At 71.3% G+C, this 17,801-nt stretch carries 24 protein-coding genes; 20 read left to right on the top strand and 4 right to left on the bottom strand.

What is annotated here, in order from left to right; translation table 11 throughout:
- Nucleotides 1-221: 221 nt before the first annotated feature.
- From ACWIHT_RS46155 to ACWIHT_RS46085, 15 genes are all read left to right on the top strand, one after another.
- Nucleotides 222-638 carry a hypothetical protein gene (locus ACWIHT_RS46155; protein WP_456174651.1) on the top strand — a complete coding sequence of 139 codons (417 nt, stop codon included), beginning with the start codon at nucleotides 222-224 and terminating at the stop codon, nucleotides 636-638.
- 85 nt (nucleotides 639-723) lie between these two features.
- Nucleotides 724-2,352, top strand: coding sequence for a hypothetical protein (locus tag ACWIHT_RS46150; protein ID WP_456174650.1), 1,629 nt, complete (start codon nucleotides 724-726; stop codon nucleotides 2,350-2,352).
- 202 nt (nucleotides 2,353-2,554) lie between these two features.
- Nucleotides 2,555-2,803, top strand: a complete 249-nt coding sequence (locus tag ACWIHT_RS46145; protein WP_456174649.1) for a hypothetical protein — start codon at nucleotides 2,555-2,557, stop codon at nucleotides 2,801-2,803.
- A gap of 96 nt (nucleotides 2,804-2,899) precedes the next feature.
- On the top strand, nucleotides 2,900-3,508 hold the full coding sequence (locus ACWIHT_RS46140; protein ID WP_456174648.1) for a hypothetical protein: 609 nt from the start codon (nucleotides 2,900-2,902) through the stop codon (nucleotides 3,506-3,508).
- Nucleotides 3,509-3,594: 86 nt separating this feature from the next.
- Nucleotides 3,595-4,323, top strand: coding sequence for an OB-fold nucleic acid binding domain-containing protein (locus ACWIHT_RS46135; protein ID WP_456174647.1), 729 nt, complete (start codon nucleotides 3,595-3,597; stop codon nucleotides 4,321-4,323).
- Nucleotides 4,324-4,505: 182 nt separating this feature from the next.
- Nucleotides 4,506-4,886, top strand: a complete 381-nt coding sequence (locus ACWIHT_RS46130; protein WP_456174646.1) for a hypothetical protein — start codon at nucleotides 4,506-4,508, stop codon at nucleotides 4,884-4,886.
- 80 nt (nucleotides 4,887-4,966) lie between these two features.
- Nucleotides 4,967-5,581 (top strand): hypothetical protein, encoded by a 615-nt coding sequence (locus ACWIHT_RS46125; protein WP_456174645.1) that lies wholly within the window; start codon nucleotides 4,967-4,969, stop codon nucleotides 5,579-5,581.
- Between the two features lie 370 nt (nucleotides 5,582-5,951).
- Complete coding sequence (locus ACWIHT_RS46120) at nucleotides 5,952-6,104, top strand: hypothetical protein (RefSeq protein WP_456174644.1); 153 nt, start codon at nucleotides 5,952-5,954, stop codon at nucleotides 6,102-6,104.
- A gap of 93 nt (nucleotides 6,105-6,197) precedes the next feature.
- The gene (locus ACWIHT_RS46115) at nucleotides 6,198-6,515 is read left to right on the top strand and encodes a hypothetical protein (protein WP_456174643.1); all 318 of its coding nucleotides are present in this window, start codon (nucleotides 6,198-6,200) and stop codon (nucleotides 6,513-6,515) included.
- Between the two features lie 62 nt (nucleotides 6,516-6,577).
- Nucleotides 6,578-7,825 (top strand): hypothetical protein, encoded by a 1,248-nt coding sequence (locus ACWIHT_RS46110; protein ID WP_456174642.1) that lies wholly within the window; start codon nucleotides 6,578-6,580, stop codon nucleotides 7,823-7,825.
- A 61-nt stretch (nucleotides 7,826-7,886) separates the two neighbouring features.
- Complete coding sequence (locus ACWIHT_RS46105; RefSeq protein ID WP_456174641.1) at nucleotides 7,887-8,129, top strand: hypothetical protein; 243 nt, start codon at nucleotides 7,887-7,889, stop codon at nucleotides 8,127-8,129.
- A 120-nt stretch (nucleotides 8,130-8,249) separates the two neighbouring features.
- Nucleotides 8,250-8,522 carry a DUF6211 family protein gene (locus tag ACWIHT_RS46100; protein ID WP_456174640.1) on the top strand — a complete coding sequence of 91 codons (273 nt, stop codon included), beginning with the start codon at nucleotides 8,250-8,252 and terminating at the stop codon, nucleotides 8,520-8,522.
- Nucleotides 8,519-9,232 carry a hypothetical protein gene (locus ACWIHT_RS46095; protein WP_456174639.1) on the top strand — a complete coding sequence of 238 codons (714 nt, stop codon included), beginning with the start codon at nucleotides 8,519-8,521 and terminating at the stop codon, nucleotides 9,230-9,232. Before ACWIHT_RS46100 ends, ACWIHT_RS46095 begins: the two co-directional genes overlap by 4 nt.
- Nucleotide 9,233: 1 nt before the next feature.
- Nucleotides 9,234-9,413 carry a hypothetical protein gene (locus ACWIHT_RS46090; RefSeq protein ID WP_456174638.1) on the top strand — a complete coding sequence of 60 codons (180 nt, stop codon included), beginning with the start codon at nucleotides 9,234-9,236 and terminating at the stop codon, nucleotides 9,411-9,413.
- A 90-nt stretch (nucleotides 9,414-9,503) separates the two neighbouring features.
- The gene (locus ACWIHT_RS46085) at nucleotides 9,504-10,031 is read left to right on the top strand and encodes a hypothetical protein (protein WP_456174637.1); all 528 of its coding nucleotides are present in this window, start codon (nucleotides 9,504-9,506) and stop codon (nucleotides 10,029-10,031) included.
- Between the two features lie 19 nt (nucleotides 10,032-10,050).
- On the opposite strand, the gene ACWIHT_RS46080 is transcribed toward ACWIHT_RS46085, so the two are convergent.
- The 3 genes from ACWIHT_RS46080 to ACWIHT_RS46070 all read right to left on the bottom strand — a co-directional run bounded on the left by ACWIHT_RS46080 (nucleotide 10,051) and on the right by ACWIHT_RS46070 (nucleotide 12,333).
- A complete protein-coding gene (locus ACWIHT_RS46080; RefSeq protein WP_456174636.1) occupies nucleotides 10,051-10,338 on the bottom strand; it encodes a DUF6372 family protein in 288 nt (95 codons plus the stop codon).
- Between the two features lie 319 nt (nucleotides 10,339-10,657).
- Nucleotides 10,658-11,329, bottom strand: coding sequence for a hypothetical protein (locus tag ACWIHT_RS46075; RefSeq protein WP_456174635.1), 672 nt, complete (start codon nucleotides 11,327-11,329; stop codon nucleotides 10,658-10,660).
- 332 nt (nucleotides 11,330-11,661) lie between these two features.
- Entirely contained in the window at nucleotides 11,662-12,333 is a 672-nt protein-coding gene (locus ACWIHT_RS46070) for a hypothetical protein (protein ID WP_456174634.1), read from the bottom strand.
- Nucleotides 12,334-12,848: 515 nt separating this feature from the next.
- Here ACWIHT_RS46070 and ACWIHT_RS46065 point away from each other — a divergent pair.
- The 4 genes from ACWIHT_RS46065 to ACWIHT_RS46050 all read left to right on the top strand — a co-directional run bounded on the left by ACWIHT_RS46065 (nucleotide 12,849) and on the right by ACWIHT_RS46050 (nucleotide 15,915).
- Nucleotides 12,849-13,124 (top strand): hypothetical protein, encoded by a 276-nt coding sequence (locus ACWIHT_RS46065; RefSeq protein ID WP_456174633.1) that lies wholly within the window; start codon nucleotides 12,849-12,851, stop codon nucleotides 13,122-13,124.
- A gap of 213 nt (nucleotides 13,125-13,337) precedes the next feature.
- Nucleotides 13,338-13,565, top strand: coding sequence for a hypothetical protein (locus ACWIHT_RS46060; RefSeq protein ID WP_456174632.1), 228 nt, complete (start codon nucleotides 13,338-13,340; stop codon nucleotides 13,563-13,565).
- Between the two features lie 246 nt (nucleotides 13,566-13,811).
- A complete protein-coding gene (locus tag ACWIHT_RS46055; RefSeq protein WP_456174631.1) occupies nucleotides 13,812-15,497 on the top strand; it encodes a hypothetical protein in 1,686 nt (561 codons plus the stop codon).
- An 82-nt stretch (nucleotides 15,498-15,579) separates the two neighbouring features.
- Nucleotides 15,580-15,915: a hypothetical protein gene (locus ACWIHT_RS46050; RefSeq protein WP_456174630.1), complete on the top strand. Its 336-nt coding sequence runs from the start codon at nucleotides 15,580-15,582 to the stop codon at nucleotides 15,913-15,915.
- A 37-nt stretch (nucleotides 15,916-15,952) separates the two neighbouring features.
- On the opposite strand, the gene ACWIHT_RS46045 is transcribed toward ACWIHT_RS46050, so the two are convergent.
- Nucleotides 15,953-16,432 carry a hypothetical protein gene (locus ACWIHT_RS46045; protein ID WP_456174629.1) on the bottom strand — a complete coding sequence of 160 codons (480 nt, stop codon included), beginning with the start codon at nucleotides 16,430-16,432 and terminating at the stop codon, nucleotides 15,953-15,955.
- Between the two features lie 364 nt (nucleotides 16,433-16,796).
- On the opposite strand from ACWIHT_RS46045, the gene ACWIHT_RS46040 reads away from it, so the two are divergent.
- Complete coding sequence (locus tag ACWIHT_RS46040; protein ID WP_456174628.1) at nucleotides 16,797-17,771, top strand: tyrosine-type recombinase/integrase; 975 nt, start codon at nucleotides 16,797-16,799, stop codon at nucleotides 17,769-17,771.
- Nucleotides 17,772-17,801: the final 30 nt, after the last annotated feature.

The following is a 17,801-nucleotide window of genomic DNA, read 5'->3' as shown; positions in this document are numbered from 1 at the left end:
GAGCAGCGTGTCGATCACGGCACCCGACGACCGGGGCCCGACACCCCGCCGACTGTCCACAGGTGGTCTGACCTGCGAAATTCACCCGTCCAGAGTATGAGAAAACTAGCGCGAGACACCCCAGATATGGTTCAATAGACATGTCGGGAGGGGAGGGCAACCCCCACCCGGCGCCCCGGCCGCCACCGGCGACCGGCCTTCACGAGACGAGGAGCCCCACCATGAGCGACGCCACCGCGACGGCCGACGGCATCACGTGGATTGACCGCACGTACCTCATCCCCGCCCGGCTCGCCGCGCCCGGCGGCATGACCGGCGCCCAGGAGCTCGCGCGGATGCAGCTCGACGCCATCGCCGCATGGGGGCACCAGGTCACCGAGGAGCGCTACGTCGAGGAGACCGCCCAGAGCGCCGAGGGTCTTCTCATCTGGTTCCGGGGGCCGCGCGCCCTGCGCACCGAGTGCACGATCGCCGGGCGCCGGGCCGTCATCCGCTACGACGGCGAGATTTACTCGCCCGACTGCTACACGGTCACGGTCGACGGCCTGCCCCAGCCCGTCCCCTCGCTGTACGGCAGCACGAGCGGCGAGCGGGTGCGCCTCCTCGCCCTCACCGTCCACCGCGCCCTCACCGACTGACCGACCCCCCCCGGCGGGGGCGGAGGGCAACCCGCCCCCGCCGCCGGACGAACCACCCACCTTCACGAACCAGGAGACACCGCACGTGAGCACCACGACCCGCACCGCCGCCAAGACCCGCAAGGCCGCCGTCACCGTGTGGCCGACGCTCCCCGTCGCCGACCTCATGGCCCACGCCGCCGCCCCCGTCCTCAGCACCGATGACCCGCTTGTCAAGGCGATCACGGCGGACGGCATCACCGATCCCCTCTACGTCGCCACCCTGGGAGACGGCACGTACCGTGTGGTCGACGGCCTGCGCCGCCTCGCCGCCGCAGCCGCCGCAGCCCTGGAGAGCGTGCCGGTCACCTACCGGCCCGTGATCAGGGTCGACGCCCTGACCAAGCACCCCGGCAACGTCCGCCGAGACCTCAGCCTGACCAAGGAGTTCCGCACCTCCATCAGGGAGACGGGCGTACGCACCGCCGTTCTCGTCCGCCGCAACGGCGCCGTCCTGGAAGTTGTCGACGGACACCGCCGCCTGCGCGGCGCCGTCGCCGAGGGACTGACCCACATCCCCTACACCTACGACGAGGTGACCGACTCGGGCGCGTTCGTCGACATGGTCACCACCGCAGTGCACCGCGAGAGCCTGACCGACGCCGAGCAGGCCAGCGCCCTTTTCCAGGCCGCTGAACTCGGCGCCAGCACCAAGCAGCTCGCGGCCGCCGCCGGACGCACCCAGAAAGACACCAAGACCCTGGTGAAGGTGGGAGGGTCCAAGGCCGCGCGGGCCGCCGCCGCTACGGGCCTCACGCTCACCGATCTCGCCCGGCTGGCCGACCTCGAAGAGACTGCCCCGGATCTCGCCGAGAAGGTCGAGGCCGCCATGGCCAAGGACCCGGAGGGCCGCCACGCCTGGCTGATCACCGATGCTGTCTACACCGCCGAGCGGCGCCAGGAGTGCGCCGCCCACCGCGCCCAACTGGAAGCGGAGGGAGTCCAGTTCCGCACCCTGGGGGAACTCTCCGAGAAGGCCCTCCCCGTCCACCAGATCAAGGGCATGGCGTACCAGGAGGACCAGCACGCCGACTGCAAGGGTGACGTCTGGGTCCTGGAGTCCCCCGACAGCAGCAGCTACACCCGCTACTGCGCCAGCGTCGCTCTCTACGGCCACGAGATCAGGGGCGAGGGGAAAAAGATCACGACCGCCGAACGCAAGCGGATCATCGCCGGGAACGCGCACTGGGACGCGTCCGTGACCGTCCGTCAGGAATGGCTCGCCGGATTCCTCGGCCGCAAGACCCACGCCCGCGCGGCGGCGGACATCATGCTGCGCATCACGGCCCAAGCGCTCCTCGGCGCGGACGACATCATGCAGACCAAGCAGTCCCACCCCCGTCGTGACAAGGTGCTCGGCGTACTGCTCGGCATCGAGCAGACCACCCACGCGAACATCACCAAGCGGGCCGCCAACGTCCGCCGCGCCCCCGGCAACCTGTTCGCCACCGTCGCCGCCTGCTACGAACTGCACGTTCCCCGCACCGCGTGGCGCACCGACGGCGAGCACGCCAGGGCCGGAGTCCGCCGCGACGCCACCCGCTACCTGGGATGGCTCCAGGAACTCGGCTACCAGCCCACCCCCATCGAGACCGCCGTCATCACGGGCGCCGACTACGACCCCGCCGCCCAGACCGCCACCGCCGAGGACACCACCGGCACGCTCGACGGCTAGCCGGAAACTGGCCGCAGGTGGGGCGGCGAAACACCGCCCCACCTGTGCAGACACCACCCGGTCGGAGCAGTGGAAACCTCACGAACACCACCGTATGTATGGTTCAATAGACATGTCGGGAGGGGAGGGCAACCCCCTCGCGGCGCGGGCCGCCGGATCAGCCGGCTGACCCGGCACGCCTTCACGAGACCAGGGAGTTTTCATGGCGCAGTTCACTGCTGGCCAGCACATTTCGCGTGACCACCACCGCGACAGCGTCAGCACCGTGCGGGTCACCGGCGTCAGCCGCTCGCGCCTGACCTACGTGTGCGGCGACGGCGTAGGCGAGGCCATCGAGGCATCGCAGTGGCGGAGTCTCGACGAGCAGCTGACCGGCTACCGGCCCGCCACCGAGGAGGAGGCCGCCGCGTTCGAGGCCCGCTACCGGCCCGCCCCGGTCAACTACCTCTGAGCCGCACCCGCACCAGGACGACCCCGGCCCGGCGAGGGCGGAGGGCAACCCGCCCCCGCCGGGCCCCACTTCACGAGAATCCGGAGACACCCCACCATGAACACCACCGCCCGCACTGCCCAGCCCGGACCGGCCGCCGCAATCGAGCTGTTCGACCTGGTCGTCAGCGGCGCCCTGCGGGCCGTCACCGCCAACGCGGACGGCTCATGGACGATCACCCCCGTTGTCGGCCGCCCGCTGCTGCTCACCGGCCCCGCCGAGGTCTACGCCTACGTCGACCAGGCCCACGGCACCGGCCCGGCCGCACTCACCCCCGTCCGCGCCGCCCTCCCGGCCATGCCCGCCGAGACCGCCGAGCCGGAGCCCGCAGGATGCGGATGCGTCCCCGCCGCCCCCGCCCTCCCCTCCGGCGCCGCCGTCGACCTCATGCAGGCCCGTGCGATCAGCGCCGCACTCGGCGATCTCGGCATCACCCCCGCGCGCCGGTCGGCCGCCTACGACGAGACCGCCCAGGCCGCCGCCGTCCGGGTCGCCAGCACCCACGGCGTCTACGCCCTGCACGTCCCCCCGGTCGGCCGCCCGTTCAGCGTGTGGCGCAACGGCGCCCGTGACGGATCGCTCGGCGCCCGGCGCGTGCCCGCCAACACCGACTCCTACCTCGCCACCCTCTACGCCGCCTACCTGCGCGAGCGCGGCGAACTGTAACCGCGCCGCACACCACCCCGGCCCGGCGAGGGCGGAGGGCAACTCGCCCCCGCCGGGCCCCACTTCACGAGACCAAGGACAGACCCATGATCACGACCACGGCCTCCGCCGTCCGCCTCGCCCCGCTCGATGTCATCCGGACCGCCGCCACCGTCATCCGGGCACGCGGCTACTACCAGCCCCTTTCCCGCCAGTGGGAGAAGGCTGTACCGACCGTGATGGACGTCGAGCACCTCCTGTACGGGCGAGGGCCCATCCTCAACGGTGACGGCGCCCTGATGGCCCGCGCCGCCAGCGAACTGCCCGCCACGCTGCCCGCCGCCGTACTGGAGTGGGCCCGCACCGGCACCGCCGAGCAGGGCGACTACCGCGCCAACCTCGCCCGCGCCGCCCGAGCGGCCGAGGCGACCGCCCGCGATCTCCCCTTGCTGTGCTCGGCCCCCGAGGTCTGGCAGCGCGAGCAGACTCGCCAGGCCCGGAAGACCCAGGCCGCCAGCGATGCCGTTCTCTCCCGCCACCAGGGCGAGAAGGGCGAACGGCTGGTGCGCATGGTCGAGGTGGCCGTCATCGTTGACCAGCGGCCCCGCACCTACGGCTACCACGTCCAGGAACGCCGTCTGATCAAGCTGCGGGACGCGGAGGGGAACGTCTACATCTGGGAAGCCAGGGTCAAGGACGTGACCACGCTCCCCCAGCAGGGCGCCCGCATCGAGATCCGGGGCAAGGTCAAGAAGCACGACACGTACCGCAACACGGTCCACGGCGACACCGCACAGACCTACCTGAGCAACTGCCGTTGGAAGCTGGCGAGTTGATGCCCGCCCTGGGGACCGGACCCACCGGCCCCCGGCGGCGACACGCCACCGCGCGACAGGCGGGAATCCCGCACCCGCCACCCTATATATGGTTCAATAGACATGTCGGAAGGGGAGGGCAACCCCCGACCGGCACCGGCCGCCCCTTTGGCGACCGGCCTTCACGAGACAAGGACACACCCATGCGCACGCACATGCCTGCACCGGTCGCCGCAGCCCCCGCCGACGCGTCGAACCTGACGCCCGGAACCCTCGTACAGGTCCTCCCCGCCGAGCGCTGGAAGCGCGTCCCCGCCCGCACGGCGATCGTTGCGGGCACGGTCGGCAGCGGCAGGCCCGGCCTGTTCGCGCTGCTGTGGTTCTGGACGCTCGGCCAGCCCGAGTTCACCCGGACCCTCTTCACGGTCACCCCGGACGAGGTGGTCGTGCCCCTGCACACCACGCTCGCCACCCTCCCGCAGGACAGCTACCGCATCCTCGCGGCCCGCCACGCCGCCGCCCGAGGCCAGGCCGCCCGCATCCTCGCCGCGCTCGCCGAGCCGATCGCCTGCGCAGCCCACTGACCCACCCCGGTCCGGCGAGGGCGGAGGGCAACCCGCCCCCGCCGGGCCCCACTTCACGAGAACCCGGAGAACCGCGAACCATGAGCACCACCCAGGTCATCCACCGCATCGGCGAGGCCGACCACCAGTGTCACTACCCGGTCTACGTCCACGACGGAGGCCCCGAGCGCCTCGCCGGGACGATCTACCGGTGGCACCGCGTCTGGTACGCCCGCCCGGTCGGCACCGACACCGAGACCCGGATCACGGGCGCGTCCAAGGGCGACCGCACCCCGCTGTCCCTCGCCGCCGCCCAGCACCTTGCCGACGAGGTCGCGGCGGGCCGGATCACCCCGCAGACCCCCGCCGAGGACGCCACCGCCGCGCCGACCCTCCCCGTGGGCCCCTCGCCGCTGCTGCACCCGCGCCTCAAGATCAACGACACCAACGTGACGTCCGCGCACCGGGCACTGGACGGCCTGGCCCTCCACCTGTGGCGCCCGCTGGGCGGATACCCCGGCGCAGACAACCCGTGGGCCCTTCAGTGCCTCATGCCCGGGTGCGAATGGTGGGGGCCCCGCTACTGGTCCCACCTGCGCGGACGCAACGGGAACCCGCCCAGCACCCACCGGCACGACCGCACGGACGGCAAGCCCGGCACCGGATGCGCGGGTGACACGGCCGTCCGCGCCCTGATCCCCGCCTACCGCAGCTAGCCCGAGGAAGCCACCGGGCCCGGACACGCGCCGGGCCCGGCAGGCGGCCCCGCCGAACGGCGTTCATACGACCGGCGCGGGCGGCGGCCGCTAAAGGACACCCCTTCGGGGCGGCGCCACCCAGCCCGGCGCGCTAACCACCGGTGCGCGGCCCGGCCGCAGGCGGCCGAACCACCCACCGGCGGGCGCCGGGCGCGTGGGTGGCGCCGAGTGGCTAAGTACCCGGCCGGGCACCACACCCGGCCCGGAAACGACCGGCCCGGCCCCGGCCGCACCCCGGCCGACCCGATCACCCACCAGACCCCGCGCCACCGGCGCGAGAGCGGCGGAGGGCAACCCGCCGCACCACCTTCACGAGGAGCAACACGCCATGTCACAGCCCGAGTTCAACCGCGACGAGTGGAACGAGCGCGCCATCCCCACCGTGCCCGGACAGCGCCGCCCCGAGCCGGCCGAGGAGTGGAACCCCGACGCCGCCCGCCGCCTGCCGCGCCAGCCCGGCCCCGGCGACACCGACCACTGACCCCCACCGCACACCACCCCCGGCCCGGCGACGGGCGGAGGGCAACCCGCCCCCGCCGGGCCCCACTTCACGAGAACCGGAGAACCGCACACCATGAACACCGCTCCCGTCACCGAGGCCGACCTCATCGAGGCCGTACGGATCCAGCTCTGCACCTGGGCCACCAGCGAGACCGGCGTCAGGATCCCCGAGACCGTCCCCACCACCGGCGACCTGCGCGACCTCGTGCGCCACTTCGTCGAGACGGCAGAGGAGGAGTGGGGCGAGTTCGACGACGACGACACCCATCGCGGACTCGCGCATTTGATCAACGCCGAGGCCGAGGTCACGTGGGCCGCCCACGGCCGAGGAGACCGTCACCTCCTCGCGGCCCTCACCTCTCTCATCCTCGCCGCCCCCGCCCTGTCCTAGCCCGCGCACCCCCGCCCGGACCGGCCGGCGAGGCCGGTCCGGGTCCCCACCCCGGAAGACCCATGAGCATCTACTACCTGCCGCCCACCTGCGGCGCCTACGCGTCCAGCGCCTACGACGCCGGATGCCGCATCAGCCCCGGCCGCTGCCACCAGCCCGCCACCCGCCGCGTGATCGCCTACGCGCTCACCAGCCCCGAACTCTTCGCCACCCACACCGAAGAGACCTGCGACGCGCACGCCGAGGACCTCGCCGAGCACTGGCACCGCCACGGCGTCCGCCGCCCCGGCAAGCGCCAGCTCTGGCGGGTCGTCGCCCAGGTCACCGAGTACCAGCGGTCCCACGTCGGCACCTACCCCACCCAGCTCCTCGCCCCGCTGCCCGAGATGCCCCACGCCTACGAGCTGCGCCGTGACCGCCCCGGCCGTCCCGCCTTCACGTCCTCCCCGGTCGTCTTCTACGACGACGACCACGGGCGCATCGACATCGAGCCGTCCGACCGCTCGGGCTTCGGCAGGGAACGCCGCACCATGATCGTCTCCCTGGCGGGCGCCTACGGCTGCCAGGCCTCCGCCGGGTTCGCCGTCGGCGGAGTCCTCCGCCACCGCCTCAACCTCCAGGTCTTCGGCGCCCGCCCCAACATCACCGCGTTCGCCTCCGCACTCGCGTGGACGATGAACGCCGCCGAGTCCGAGTGCACGAACGCAGCGCGCGGCTACACGTCGTGGCTCCGGCAGCGGCCGGACGGCGACCATGACCCGGCCTGGCGCCCCAGTCTCCGCCGCGCCTGGAAACGGCACTTCCTGACTTCATGGGTGAACCGGTGGTGTGCGCGGATGTACGCCGCCGAGCGCGGCGAGGCGGGCCCGATGCTGGCCGGAGCTCCCCGCGCCGACGCCGACGCCTACCCTGCCCACCAGGCCGCCGACCGCAGCGCGGACGAGCGATGGCGGGACCTGCGCATGTGCCACCAGGACCGCGTGCGCTACGCCACCGCGGCCGCCGTCCTCCAGGCCGAGGACGACAAGACACTCGGCCGCGAACCCACCACCCCGGCCGTCCCGATGCCGCCCGACCCCGGGGGCACGCTCACCGCGCCCGGCGTCACCCAGCCCCCGCGCAGCACCGGCCCGGCCGCCTACGGCCACCGCGCCCGCCACCTCCGGCCCCTTCTCCCCGACCGGCTCGACCAGCAGCTGAGTCTGTGGCCCGTCCCCGCCACCGTGCTGCCCGTCCCCGCGATCCCCCCGCGGCACGAACCCCCGCGAGGGCGACCGCTCCTCGAAGTCCTCTCGGGTATGGTTCAATAGACATTCCGGTTGGGAGGGCAACCCCGACCGCCCGGTCCTTCACGAAACCCAAGGAGACACCGTGACGTCCTGGCCGCCGTTCCCGCAGCCCATCGGCCCCCTGCGCGCCGTCGACCCCCGCACCGGCCGCACCGCGAAGCCGGGCGACGCCGTCCGGCACATCACCGCCGGCACCGGCACCGTGACGGGCACGGCATGGCACGGACTGGCAGGGACGGCCGTCCCCGTCGTGCAGCTCGACGGCACCCCCCACGCTCACCCCTACGTGTGGGACGTGATCGTGTTCCGGACCCCGACCCCCTGAAACAGCCGTGGCCGCCGTCCGCAGAGGACGGCGGCCACACCGCACGTTGATGGCACCCGGCGGACAAGTGGGCAACCGCCGCCGGGGCCGTGTCTGCCTTCACGAGAAAGAGACGTTCACATGCTAGACCCCCAGAACCTCCCGACCGGCACGACCGACCCCCAGCCCTACGACTTCGTACGGCTGCACCCCGGCAACCGGCTCGGCGTTGACCCGGCCGTTCTGTTGACCGTCGTCGACCTCGTCGACAACGCGCCCGGAGTCCTCGAACTGCACCATCAGACGGACCACCCCGATTACATGGACTGGGCCGGCGCCGTCACCGTTGAGGACATCGCGACCGTTGTACGGATCACCGGCACCACGGCCCACAGCTGGAGCCCCCGACCATGACCGTGCAGGAGATACCCCGGATGACCACCGACGACGGCCACCCCACCCCGCCCGAGGGGTGGCTCACGCGCGACCAGCTCGCCGCCGCACACGGCACCAGCCGGGAGACGCTGAGCCGTCTGTGGCGAGCCCGTACGGCCAACGCGCACCCCGAGCCCGTCCGCTACGGCGGCATCATGCACTGGCACAGCCCCACCTGGGGCAGCTGGTACGACGAGCTCCAGCGGCAACAGGCCGCCGCCGCCGAGCCGTTGCCCGTCCAGGACGACGGCGGCGACCCCGACGAGCTGATCGGCCCCGCCGAGTTCCGGCGGATCCTCGGCCACAAAGACAACTCATGGGTCAGTAAGGCCGCCGTCAACCCGCCGCCCGGATTCCCGGAGCCGGACACCTGGGGCGACCCCGTCAACCGCAAGCGGCCCAAGTGGCGCCGCCGCCGCGCGCTCGAATACGGGCGTACCCGGCACTCCGAACCGCGTTCCCACGGGCCGCGTGCCTACGGCCGCCGCGCCGGCAGCCGCAACAACGCGCCCCATCTCTACGCCGGCGACCCCCGCCTAGACCTCGCCCGCCAGGTCCTCGCCGAGCACCCCGACGATCGCCCCGCCCAGCACATCGAGCGCCTGCACGAGCTCTCACCCCAACCGGCGTCCACCAGCACCTGGACCAAGATCCTCAAGACCGCCCGCGAACACCCCACGGAGAGCTGACGTGTCCTCAACCGCCCGCTGCCCGCGCTGCACCGCCTCCTACGACCCGGCCACCGCGGCGACCTCGCGCGTCACCCTCGCGCGGACCATCAGCATCTGTTCACCCTGCGGCATGGACGAGGCCGAGCGCGACGCGCACGGCAGTGCCCCGATCCCCCACGGAGAATGGCCGATCGCCTGAAACTGATATCTGACCTGCGGAGTCACTCCATCCAGTGGTGTGATCGCGCGTCAGCGGCCCGCGCAGGGCCGTGTGCGGCACGGTGAAGGGATGCGCCGCCGCTTCCTGCCCCTCGTCCTGGCCGCCGTGTTCGCCGTTCCCGGGTGCGTGTCGGTCACCCCACAGGCCACCACGCACCCGCAAGCGCCCGCCCTCGCCCCCGCGGCCCTGCGCACGGCCCCGGCGCCCACCGCCGAGGAGAGCGCCGCTCTCGCCCCCGACGATGCCCAGCCGTCGGCGCGGAGCGCGCTGGTCGACACTGGCCCACGGTCCCCGCAGACCCGCCACGACCGGCACGAGGAGCCCCGCCGAGCCGAACACCCCGCCGTACCCGAACCCCGGCGACACCGAGACCGCCCCCGCGCCGCCGTCCCGCCTCCCCCTCACCGCCGCCAGGCCGCCCGACCCGAGCCCCGCCCGCGGCACCGAGCCCATCCGCAGCACCGGACGCAGCCGCAGCACCGGACGCCCCGTACGGGTCCGGGGAGCGGCTACGACATGCGCCCGCTGTGCCGCGCGGCCGCCGACCACTCGGTCAACTCCGGGATCGTGACCCTGTGCCGGAACTCCTACGGGTGACCTGAAACGCCGCCACGGCCTACGCGGGACCAGGACTGACCGGCGGCTCGCTGAGTGGGGCGAGGGCGGTGTAGCAGGGGGCGCACACCGGAAGGGCATCGGTGATCTCGGCGGGGCGTCCCTGCCCTTCCACCCCAGGTGTGACCACGCGCAGCAGGCGGCCCGGATCTGCGGCGGCCAAGCACGCTTCCTGTCCACCGTGGTAGAGGCCGCACAGGCAGCGGCAGCCGCCAGGCCGGTGCTGTTGCCAGGTGAACAGCCAAGTCTTCGTCAGGTAGAGCACGGGGTGCTCTGTCTCGCCTGCCATCCCGGAAACGGTAGCGGCTCGACCATTATCTAGGGGGCGGAGCCTCTTTGCGCAGTTCAGGCCACTGATCGCGAGTGCGGGCAAGTTAGACGAGTACGCCTTGTCATGTCCGAGGAAGGTGTTTCAGTCGAAACACCTTCCTGCACTCGCGTTCGGATCGGGTCAGCGTGTCCACGAAGCGGTTCGGTCGAACCGCTTCGTGGATTCCCGTTCGGGGCGCCGTACCGTGCTGCGGGTGTACGCACGGACCAGCAGAAACGGGAGGAGCTGAGTAGGAGCTACGACGCGTACCCGGCCCGCGTGCTGGTCAGCGGTTTCGTCAAAGCTGCCCATCCTTACGATCGCGCCAACGGTCCTGCTCGGCCCAACAGGCGACCAGCTGCTGACGAAGAGACTCGGCAGCCTCGGCCGCCAGGGTCACGGCGGCAGCCAGCTCGCCAGTGGTCGAGGGCATCAGATGGTCGGGCAGGCCGGGCTCTTCCTCGCGCAGTTCCTCATGCATCTGCACGACGGTGAGCTGATCGAGGCCGCGACGGTTGTTGTACCAGACCTCGCCATACGCTCGGGCCGTCTGCTCGGCGGTGTGGAGCAAGCCCTTGAGGAGGCGGGCTCGTGCCCGCCAGGCGCTTTCCGCGACATGGGCAGCAGCGGGCCTGTCGCCCTCGGGGAGTTGGCGCCACTCGTCGGCGGTGAGGACTGCGTCGCCGGCGGTCGCAAGCTCGACCTCGATGTAGGTGACCGGCAGTTCCTCGATGGTCGGGCGGGTTGACGCCTGGGTGATGGCCTTGGAGACGGCGGCACCGCTGGTGCCCAGGCGGTCGGCAACGGCTTGCTGGGAACCGAGGCAGTCGGCGGCGTCTTTGAGGTAGCTGGCGCGGCGCTGGGCGGAGGTGGTGCGCTGGTGACGGCCGCGGGCCTCCTCGCGACGGATGCGGCGGACGGCAACCTCGTCGGTGTTCTGGAGAAAACGGGCGGCGGGGTTCTGCGTCATGACGGTCCCTCCCTGGGCGCGGCTACCCCCTATTAACCTTAGAGTTGAGATCATTGTCAACCCTAGGGTTGAGGTGCCGGATCGTTGGGTCGAGCGGCGACTCTGTCCAGCGCCAGGGGGCGCACCAGCAGGCGTGACCAACGTGCCTGAAGCACCCTCAGGGCCCGACTCACCCTCGACAACGAGGGGCTCGCCTGGATCAGCGGGTACTGACGGGCAACCCTTCAGGCGGTGCCGGTCCCCTACGAGGAGAGTTGACAGCGGCAACATTCCGATTTATCTAGCTTGATTTCACGCCTTTGCCCAGCTCGAAGACCTCTCGACAGGACCTGTCAGCTGATGGCTCGGAGCATCGCACTGCGGATGATGTCTCCGGTCGTGATGATCATTTCTTGGAGCTTCGCTTTCTCCAGGATCGCGTCCGCGCTGGGGCGCGGCGCGAGCGCTGCGGCGAAGAGCGTGAACACGCCTACGGCGCCCTCTCGCTGGGCTTGCCGCATGATGACCTCTGGACCGTCTCCCCATCTGTCCTGCCATTCCTGCAAGGCCTCCACGGCGGGCTTGCTCTTCCAGTAGCAGGCCCGCACGAGCTGTTCGCCGAGGTCTGCCGGGAGCCGCACGAACATCCTCTCCGTGAGCTCGGTCGGCTCGTCCATGCCGCCGCGGCGGCCGGTACCCGTCGGGCGTCCAGGCTTGCGCTCGCCCGCAGGGACAGGCGCAAACTCGCCGTCCAAGGCGCTCGCCTTCAGCTGCGCGCGGACCTCACGAGTCACGACCAAGTCGCGCGTGCCGCACAGCGTCCCCTCCGCCCGGAGCCTGCCGAACTCGGTCCGTACCCGCCGGCGCGCATAGCGGCCCGCCGCTCCCCGCAGGAATCGCAAGCCCTCCCGCTCCCGAGCCGCGCGGAGCCAGTCAGTCTCAGCTTTCGCCGCGCGCTTCACCACATCGTTGAGAGCCAGGAGCACGTCAGACTCGACGGCGACCACGAAGGACTTCTCTACCATCCGATAAATCTAGCTAGATTTATCGCCGCTCTCTCTGCCGGGCGGCACCAGCCGGACGAAATAGGGCAGTTGGAGGGGCGCGTCAGCAGCAGAGAGCGCGGCTGGGCCCGCGTGTGCCCCCCGGTCCGGCGGCGCCCAATTCCGTCACGCCAACGACGGTGACGGCTGTTTCGGCGAGCACCTGAGACGGCCCCGGCGACCAAGATCTCAAAAGCGTGGGTTAGTGCTCTCTCCGTAACCGAAGTAGCCCCAGCGTCCCCCGCGTTCCAGGTTCGGCCCGGCCGCCGTATCCCGTGGACCCCGGCGAACGCCTCCGCCAGGTCCAGCGTGTGACATCTTCCCCGGAACCATCCGCCGAGGCCCCGAGCGGCTCTATGACCTGTGGGAACGTTCCTTAACCCGCATTTTTGAGATCTTGGTCGCGGCGGCCGCCCGGTCCCGTTTGGGCGGGGAGATCATGCAGGCACCATTGCGCGTATATATGCTCAACTCGCCGCCGAGATCGAGGAGTTCACGTGCCCCAACTCACCCGTCGTGCCCCCGACACCACGGCAGCCCGTGAGGCCCTGTACCGCGCGCTGCGGCTCCTGAACGACCGGGACAACCCGGAGGCACTCGCGGAGGCCAGGGCGGCGGCCCAGGAGGCTGTGGAGGCAGTGCCGTACCCCTGGGAAGCGAGGTACTGCGCCGAGTACCGGCGCAACGCGCAGGAATCAACCTGCCGCAGCCGCACGTGCACCCGTTGCGCCGCTCTCAAGGCCGGCGACCCCATGCCGATCGAGGGCTACTGATCAGCGGCTGACTTACCGTCACCGATAGCTTGGTGACGCCGACGTCGGCGTCACCGTCGTACCGACGCCCGCAACCCTGATGCACAGTCAGGCAAGCGTATTGGCCTACGAATTACTCAAATCGGGTATCGCCGAACCGGAAAGTGGAAATTAGTCCGGCGAGTCGGCCCCGTTGTGACTCACAACGGGCCACGACGGGTTAGGATCTTGTCCATGGCAGCACCACGTGGGCGAGCACAGAACGGCCGGACGGGTTCCGATCCGGCCAAGCCGGTGCGCGCGCAAGTCACGTTGCAGCCGGGTGACGCCGTACGCGTTGCGTATGACGAGCTGGTGGACGTGTTGGGCATCAGCGGGGCAGAGGTGATCCGGAGGGCGATTCTTGCTCTCCGCAAGACCGAGCAGGCCCGCGCTGGGGCAGCCCTCCGGGAGGCCGGATGAAGTGAGGGGGACAGCGGCCCTCGTCCGGACTTCCTACCCGTGACGTACCGCCCAGCCCCGCGCCCTTCGGGCCCTCAGCTCCCTGGTTTTCCAAACTAACCAGGCTGGCCAAGCGGCCCGATCCTTCAGAACCCAGTTAAGACGCCGTTCGCCGGTTTCCTAGGCCGACGGCCGGGGCCTTTCTGTGCCCTGAGTAGCACCGAGGCGAGAACTATCGTAGCAAGTCGCCGCGGTGGCGGTACCCCCATGTCTGAATCCGGTGTGTCATCACCGGGTCGCCATGTCGACATTGCCTCCGCGCTCAAAAGTACTCCTCGGGCAGTCGCACGGCCGTCAGTCCTGCGCTGCCCTGAGCTGCCGCTGCCCGCCTACTTCCGGGTCGCGGCCCTCGCGCATGCCCGCGGACTCATCCCAGACGGCCGATTCCGGCTGATCAAGTTCCTCTCTCAGCAGGCCCTCGACCCGGCCACCGGTCACGTCGTGGGCCGTTGGGGCACAGACCAGGTCGACGGGGGCCTGACACTGGCCGAGCGGTACGCCTACGTCCACGGAATCGGCGAAGACCGCTTCTGGGACGACCTCAAGGGCGTGTACCGACTCGGGTTCGCCGAGCGCGCCATCGCGCCGGCACCGGGCCGCCGGGCCGTCTACGCCCTGTGCCTGCGGACGGACGCGATCCCCGCGCACGACCTCCCCGAGGACTTGGCGCGCGCGCTGCATGTGTGGGACATGCCGGAGGAGGCCGAGGACCCCCACGAGGGCGCCGTGTACGGCCGTCTGACGTCCCGTCCGGCCCCGAAGGTCACGCCGCACGTGGTCGAGGTCCGCAGGCCCGAGCAGCGGGCCCAGCTCGCCGAACTGGCCGCCGCTGCCCGGTGGGAGCACCCGGCGGGCAGCAGGGCCGCCCAGGTCGCCGCAGAGATCTACGGGACGGCCAAGTGGCTTGCCTCCGGCCAGGCCCCCGACCTCCGGTGCACGGCCGTTGCCCCCAGGGACCGGGCAGCCGAACTGACTGCCCGCATCCACCGGATGATGACCCTGGGCCCTAATGGCAAACCGTCACCTCTATACGCGAAGGGGTTTAACCAACTATCTGGTGCTTTGTCTACCGGTAGTCTTTGGCCTGTGCCGTCGCAAAAGATGGCAACAGCCAAAACGACGCCTTCGGCGGCGCCTGGAAAGAGAGTCGGTGCCGCGTTCGGGGATGACCTCGCCTCCACCGCCAGAGGGGTCATGCGGCGCGTGTGGCACGAGTGGAGGCGCGAACTCGGCCGGGGTGAAGTGTTTTTGCCCCAACTCCCCCCGGAGGAGCAGAGCCGGTCCGTGACGGGTTCGACCTGGGATGATCTGCACCGCACGGCCGCCATCGCCCTGCGCCGTGGAGCCACCCCGACGCTGCTGGTCGAGCTGCTCACCCGCAACATCGTCCGCCGTGACGAGTGGGGCGTGATCGTCGAGAAGCCGTCGAACGTGGGACGCCTCGCGGGGTGGAGGCTGTGGAACTACATCAAGACCCACGACAACCCGCACTTCGTACGCCGCCGTCACGTCCCCCAGGCCGCTCACGTCACGTGGTGGGACGAGGCGGCTGCCACCCAGCGTGACGCGGCCCGGCGCCGGGCCGACCAGCAGCTCGAAGAGCGCAAGGCCGAGGAGGCAGCCCGGTTGCAGCGGACTGCCGAGGAGTGGGCCGAGACGCGCGGACGGTGGGGCCTGGACCGGTTCGAGCAACCCGACGCCGAGGCCTCCGCGCCGGAGCCAGAGCCGCGCCGGTGGGCCCAGCAGCCCGAACACGTCCACCTGGACGAACTCGCAGGCCGACAGCGCCCGTTGCCGTCCCGGTCCTCACGCCAGGCGGAGGCCGAATGGCGGGCGGCCCGCGACCAGGCCCGCAGGGACAAGCGGGCCCGCCGCGCCCGCGACGAGCGGTGACCGGCGCGGCCGCAGGTCGCGGACACCGGCACCCACCACCCGATACAGTCGGCCCAACACCATCTGAGAGAGGGCGGAGCGGATGAGCGAGGACCAGGCCGACCGGGTCGAGCGGGCCCGCCACTTCCTCCTCAAGGTCGAGGGTCCCCGGGTCGACGACGAGACCGCCGGCCTGCGGATGCTCGCCGACCTCGATGCCGAGGGCACGGATCTGATGAATCGCGCCGTGTCCGGCGAGGAGACGCCGACGGCGTACGAGGTGGCCAACCACCTACGGCGGCGCGCCTATGTGTGGGTTCGCCTCGCCGAGCTGCGGCCCGAGGAGTTCGAGACGACCGCAGCCGCCGCCGTGGCGGCATGGCAGGCGGCCGAGGACGTCGAGACCTTCGAGGTCCTGTCGTCGTCAGCCCGCCGGTGATCACGGGCGCGACGTGAACCTAACGGTCGCCGAGAGCTCACGCCCCGCCGAGGATGTCGAGTTGGCCGGGCACGGACTCCCCGCCGTTGGTCAGGTCCTGCAGAGTCCTGCGCCTGGCCGACTTTCCGGCCGCGGCCGTCGACTCGGCGCCATGATCCGTGGCGGCCGACGCGCGGTCGAGGAACTCGCGTACGACGGAGGCCTCCCGCTCCAGACCCGCCCGCACCACGGCGTCCAGCTCCACGAGGGCGAGGGCCTCGACGATGCGCAGGGCCGCCCGCAACGGCACCTCGAACTGACTGCGCGTCCAGTCGAGTTGAACCGCGTGCAGGTCTGCGGTCTGCCGCTGGTCGAGGGCCGCACGCTCGGCGTCGCGCCGCATGGCGGCCACCGATCGCGCGGCCGGCGCCGGTACCACGGCGGCCACCGCCCGGCCGTGCCGGGTCAAGTAGGTCACGCGGTCCCCGTGCTGGGCCGCCGCCGCCAGGTCGCCGACGACCGCACGTGCCTCGCGCAAGCCGATCTCATGCCGGTCCCCGCCGCCCGGGGTGCCCACTGTGCTCACTGTGTACACAACGCGCACCCGGGCACCGCGGATACGGCCGCCGCGTCCCGTCCGGTGCGTTCGTGCTCAGGTCAGAAGCCCTGCGTGGGGCGACGACGTCCGGCAAATTGGGGGTTGAGGAACATCGGAACGAAAACTGGCGCTAAGCCTTGATCGGCCCTGGTGGGCGGCTGACGGTGCGTTGGCTGCCCGGCCCTTCTGAAGTTGTCCCACAGATAACGCCCTATTATCTGCGGGATAGCCGATCGCGGCCTGCGGGAACAGCTCGGAGATCGTGCGTGAAGCGGCCCCGTTATCTGCGGCAAGAGAGGAAGCGGTGTCAAGCCTCGTACGACTACCCGCCGGAAAGGCGTTGACCGTACGGAGCGCGGCGGATGCGTTCCTCGACTCGCTCGGCAACGCGAACACGGTCCGCAACTACGGGATCGGGGTCGGCAAGACCGCCGAACGGCTTGGCGAGGCCCGCCCGCTCGCCGCGGTCGCGGACGACGAGATCGGCGGCGCCCTCGAACAGTTGTGGGGCGAGGCGGCGGTCAACACCTGGAACGCCCGCCGGGCGTCGGTGCTGTCGTGGCTGGGCTGGTGCGGCGAGCACGGGTACGACGGCCCGAAGGTGCCGGTGTGGGCGAAGCGGATGACCCCGCCGGACTCCGAGACTCCGGCCCGCTCGAAGATGGCCGTCGACCGGTTGATCGCCCGCCGCGATGTCCACGTTCGGGAGAAGACGCTGTGGCGGATGCTCTACGAGACCGTGGCGCGATCGGAGGAGATCCTCGGCGTCAACATCGAGGAGCTGGACCTGGCTGGCCGCCGGGCCCCGGTGAAGGCGAAGGGCGCCCGGCCGCGCACCCGCCGCCGCGGCGCGGTGCGCGAGGACTTCGTGCTGGAGCCCGTGTACTGGGACGCCGGGACCGCCCGGCTGCTGCCCCGCCTGCTCAAGGGCCGTACGCGCGGGCCGGTGTTCGTCACCCACCGCCGCCCTGGCCCGGGGAAGGTCGTCAGTCCGCGCGACGTGTGCCCGGACACCGGGCTGGTCCGGCTGTCATACGGGCAGGCCCGCGCTCTGCTGGACTCCCACACTGCGGTGCACGGGCCGGGGACGGGCTGGGATCTGCACGAGTACCGCCACTCCGCTCTGACCCACCTCGGCGAACAAGGCGCGAGCCTGCTGATGCTGATGGCGAAGTCCCGGCACAAGAAACCGGAGAACGTCCGCCGCTACTTCAAGCCGTCCCCGGAGGCGATTGCCGAGCTCACGAGCCTGCTTGCTCCAGGCGACAGCAGCAGGTGAACGTCATCTCCCGATCGGGCCCGGGCGAGG

This window comes from Streptomyces sp. NPDC002276 (assembly GCF_053891435.1).
Note: the sequence above shows the minus strand (reverse complement) of the source record. Positions and strands in the feature narration are given on the sequence as shown.

Bases quoted from the DNA above. Each gene is read 5' to 3' on its own strand.
- ACWIHT_RS46155 (WP_456174651.1), top strand. From the start codon at position 222: ATGAGCGACGCCACCGCGACGGCCGACGGCATCACGTGGATTGACCGC.
- ACWIHT_RS46145 (WP_456174649.1), top strand. From the start codon at position 2,555: ATGGCGCAGTTCACTGCTGGCCAGCACATTTCGCGTGACCACCACCGC.
- ACWIHT_RS46140 (WP_456174648.1), top strand. From the start codon at position 2,900: ATGAACACCACCGCCCGCACTGCCCAGCCCGGACCGGCCGCCGCAATC.
- ACWIHT_RS46135 (WP_456174647.1), top strand. From the start codon at position 3,595: ATGATCACGACCACGGCCTCCGCCGTCCGCCTCGCCCCGCTCGATGTC.
- ACWIHT_RS46130 (WP_456174646.1), top strand. From the start codon at position 4,506: ATGCGCACGCACATGCCTGCACCGGTCGCCGCAGCCCCCGCCGACGCG.
- ACWIHT_RS46125 (WP_456174645.1), top strand. From the start codon at position 4,967: ATGAGCACCACCCAGGTCATCCACCGCATCGGCGAGGCCGACCACCAG.
- ACWIHT_RS46120 (WP_456174644.1), top strand. From the start codon at position 5,952: ATGTCACAGCCCGAGTTCAACCGCGACGAGTGGAACGAGCGCGCCATC.
- ACWIHT_RS46115 (WP_456174643.1), top strand. From the start codon at position 6,198: ATGAACACCGCTCCCGTCACCGAGGCCGACCTCATCGAGGCCGTACGG.
- ACWIHT_RS46110 (WP_456174642.1), top strand. From the start codon at position 6,578: ATGAGCATCTACTACCTGCCGCCCACCTGCGGCGCCTACGCGTCCAGC.
- ACWIHT_RS46100 (WP_456174640.1), top strand. From the start codon at position 8,250: ATGCTAGACCCCCAGAACCTCCCGACCGGCACGACCGACCCCCAGCCC.
- ACWIHT_RS46095 (WP_456174639.1), top strand. From the start codon at position 8,519: ATGACCGTGCAGGAGATACCCCGGATGACCACCGACGACGGCCACCCC.
- ACWIHT_RS46085 (WP_456174637.1), top strand. From the start codon at position 9,504: ATGCGCCGCCGCTTCCTGCCCCTCGTCCTGGCCGCCGTGTTCGCCGTT.
- ACWIHT_RS46080 (WP_456174636.1), bottom strand. From the start codon at position 10,338: ATGGCAGGCGAGACAGAGCACCCCGTGCTCTACCTGACGAAGACTTGG.
- ACWIHT_RS46075 (WP_456174635.1), bottom strand. From the start codon at position 11,329: ATGACGCAGAACCCCGCCGCCCGTTTTCTCCAGAACACCGACGAGGTT.
- ACWIHT_RS46070 (WP_456174634.1), bottom strand. From the start codon at position 12,333: ATGGTAGAGAAGTCCTTCGTGGTCGCCGTCGAGTCTGACGTGCTCCTG.
- ACWIHT_RS46060 (WP_456174632.1), top strand. From the start codon at position 13,338: ATGGCAGCACCACGTGGGCGAGCACAGAACGGCCGGACGGGTTCCGAT.
- ACWIHT_RS46055 (WP_456174631.1), top strand. From the start codon at position 13,812: ATGTCTGAATCCGGTGTGTCATCACCGGGTCGCCATGTCGACATTGCC.
- ACWIHT_RS46050 (WP_456174630.1), top strand. From the start codon at position 15,580: ATGAGCGAGGACCAGGCCGACCGGGTCGAGCGGGCCCGCCACTTCCTC.